Annotated in this window: 3 protein-coding genes; 2 read left to right on the forward strand and 1 reads right to left on the reverse strand. The window is 57.0% G+C overall.

The window, feature by feature from the left end; genetic code table 11:
• Positions 1-390: 390 nt before the first annotated feature.
• Both VGE80_RS03365 and VGE80_RS03370 read left to right on the forward strand, forming a co-directional pair.
• On the forward strand, positions 391-852 hold the full coding sequence (locus VGE80_RS03365) for a MarR family winged helix-turn-helix transcriptional regulator (protein ID WP_440591679.1): 462 nt from the start codon (positions 391-393) through the stop codon (positions 850-852).
• A 366-nt stretch (positions 853-1218) separates the two neighbouring features.
• Positions 1219-1623: a DUF1398 domain-containing protein gene (locus tag VGE80_RS03370; RefSeq protein ID WP_440591680.1), complete on the forward strand. Its 405-nt coding sequence runs from the start codon at positions 1219-1221 to the stop codon at positions 1621-1623.
• A 42-nt stretch (positions 1624-1665) separates the two neighbouring features.
• On the opposite strand, the gene VGE80_RS03375 is transcribed toward VGE80_RS03370, so the two are convergent.
• Positions 1666-2334 (reverse strand): hypothetical protein (locus tag VGE80_RS03375; protein WP_440591681.1); only part of this gene is annotated, 669 nt, incomplete at its 5' end.

Below are 2334 nucleotides of genomic sequence, written 5' to 3' on the forward strand. Positions count from 1 at the left end.
CTGGCTGGATGAGGTGATCTCAAAAGAAACTCTCCCGGTTTTTCCGGGAGAGTTTCTTTTTTCCCTGGTGGCGAAGGCGGCTGAAGAGATCGGTGCAGAGTTAAGGGCGCCCATGCCCAAGTGAGAGCCCAGGTCGGGCAAGCTGTCGGCAAGGCCGCTGAAACGGGAGCCCCTGGGATGGTCGCACGACCCTTTGGCGATCCGATTCTAAGAACTGTGTTTCGTAGAACTGTCGACGTGGTGTTGACGTGTCTGTTGTTGTGAAGTAATGTTGCCTAGGAAACTTCTTGTGGCCGTTGGTCTCAGGCCTTGGTGAGTTTCAGGTCAGGGGAAGTCCAGCATGTTCGTGAGGCACGGGTGATGAGGTGATCGCGGTTCTGGAGATGACTCATGGAGAAGCAACCTCAGGTCAGTGAGCTGGAAACGCATCTGGGATATTGGTTGCGCTATGTTTCGAACCATGTCTCACATGCCTTCATGCAGAGGCTGGCAACGCACGGGGTGACCGTGGCGGAGTGGGCAGTACTGCGGCGATTACTTGAGTATGAGCGTCTCAGCCCCAGTCAGTTAGCTGATCAGATGGGGTTGACTCGCGGGGCGATCTCCAAGCTCGTCGACCGACTTCATGGGAAGACATTGGTTGAACGTCTGACTTCGAAGGATGATCAGCGGTATCAGACTGTCGAACTGACTGCCGCAGGGCGACGACTCGTACCGGAACTGGCGCGACTTGCCGATGAGAACGATCACGAGTTTTTTGGGCACCTTCCCCCGCAAGAGGCCGCGTCGTTGATGAAACTGCTGCAGAACATCGTCAGCAGCAACGGATGGAAAGACGTGCCTGTTGAATGAAGGTGGTTGGTTACCCGTACGAGTTCTGCCTCAGGAACAATTCTGCGGCAGGTTCCGTGAGCGGGAACACCCAAGTATGGAGCACGGTGATTCTCTTTACGATTCGTCTCCTGCTCCACTGAATTGAAGACTCGACAACGCACGGGGCGGCCTCGGTGGAGTTTCGAATGCGTTGAGCGCTTGGTTTGGTATGCCCCTCTTCATCGTAAGGACTCCGCGTCCCGCCCAATTAGAAGTTCTTCAAATCGCAATTCCCGACCGTGTGGTCAGGGATGGCGACGCCACGGACTGCGTGCGCCCCACGGGGACCGTCCGCACGGAAGTGGGTGTCACCCTTAAATAAATTCCCAATTCAAAGGACAATCGATGGACGACCAGAAAGCCCAGGTGATGCGTGAGTGTGCGGAAGGTTCACGCTCCGGCGAATTAACCTTCCCAGAGATTGTGGGACGCCTGATGGACATTGGGGTCGAGCGGTATCACGCCGACTACAGCCGTCAGGAAATGACCTATTACTTGCCCACCGGGCAGTCTCTGGTCGTCGCTTCGCCGCACGAACCTTCCCCCACCGGGGGCGAATTCCTGGTTGCCGCCGTCCAGGACGCGGTCGGGAAAAGTCAGCGGAATGAACACAGCTACTGCGATTTCGTTCGCAAAACCATGGCTGCGGGCTGCGTCGGTTACTTCGTGCAAATCAGCGGCCGAAGGGTCATCTACTTCGGACGAAACGGCGAAAGCCACGTCGAACACTTTCCGGGTGCCGACGTATAGACGCCGGGAATTTCTGCCAGCCTTCGTCCGAGCAGGTGTTGGTTACTCTTTAATCGCTTCCCGCACCTTCTGACAAAGCTGTCGGTAGAGCGGACCATACTGCGGATCTTCATCGAGATTTTTCAGGCCCGAGCCCCGGAGTTTTTCGAACCGGACCGGGGTATTCTCGCCGCGTTCGACCGCCTCCTTCAGCGCCTGATAGGCGGTTTCGACATTTCCCTGCAGTGAGGCGGCGATTGCCAGAATCACCTGTTTGCTGCGGCTGCGTTTGATGGAGCCGTCGCTACGGAGCATCAGATCCTCGGCCCGTCGCGCGAGGGTCTTTGCTTCGTTCTCATCTTTGTTCACAAGTGCAATCGAGGCACGCGTGACCAGACACCACGCAAAGTCATCCTTGCTGTTCGGATCGTTTTGCACCTGCTGCTCGGCGATTGTCACCGCGCTGCGGGCTCGGGCGAGATACTGGGCCGCTGTTTCCGGATGGTCGAGCGATTGCCAGGTCAGAACCTCCGCAAGGCAGTTCTGGTAATAGGCCAGGTCAGAAGCGTAGATTCGGATGCGGGGGAATTCCCGTGTCAGTTCCATCTGAAGCTGGACGGTCTTTTCAAGCTGCTTGACGGCGAGTTCCAGGTCCCCGCCGTAGCTCCGTTCCAGCATTCCGAAGTTGCCCAGCCCGCGTGCGTACTGAAAGCGAAACTCTTCATCCTGGCT

The sequence above is a fragment of the Schlesneria sp. genome (genome assembly GCF_036405755.1).
Taxonomy (GTDB): domain Bacteria; phylum Planctomycetota; class Planctomycetia; order Planctomycetales; family Planctomycetaceae; genus Schlesneria; species Schlesneria sphaerica.

Excerpts from the sequence above, each read along its gene's own strand:
- VGE80_RS03365 (WP_440591679.1), top strand. The coding sequence starts at position 391 with ATGGAGAAGCAACCTCAGGTCAGTGAGCTGGAAACGCATCTGGGATAT.
- VGE80_RS03370 (WP_440591680.1), top strand. The coding sequence starts at position 1,219 with ATGGACGACCAGAAAGCCCAGGTGATGCGTGAGTGTGCGGAAGGTTCA.